Origin of the sequence: Jeotgalibacillus marinus (assembly GCF_040801915.1) — a bacterium.
Lineage (GTDB): Bacteria > Bacillota > Bacilli > Bacillales > Jeotgalibacillaceae > Jeotgalibacillus > Jeotgalibacillus marinus.
Genome location: NZ_JBFMIA010000305.1, coordinates 1 through 234 on the forward strand (window position 1 = coordinate 1; position 234 = coordinate 234).

Annotated in this window: 1 protein-coding gene; it reads right to left on the minus strand. The window is 67.1% G+C overall.

The genetic code is table 11. From position 1 onward, the window contains the following. Window positions 1–234: aminotransferase class I/II-fold pyridoxal phosphate-dependent enzyme (locus AB1471_RS17945; protein ID WP_367781073.1), on the minus strand; the 234-nt coding region annotated here is incomplete at both ends.

The window sequence follows — 234 nt, forward strand, 5'->3', positions numbered from 1 at the left end:
ACGGCGCGGCGGCATAGTCCGGATCGCCGGCGATCACGTCGAGCGCGGCGATGGCGGCGGCGATCACCGGCACCGGCAGGCCGGTCGAATAGATGTAGGTGCGCGCGCGGGTCTGCATCAGATCAATGACGGCTTGCGAAGCGCACAGATAGCCGCCATAGGCGCCGATCGCTTTCGACAGCGTGCCCATCTGCAGCGGCACCGCGATGCCGGGACCATTGCTGAAGCTTGAGC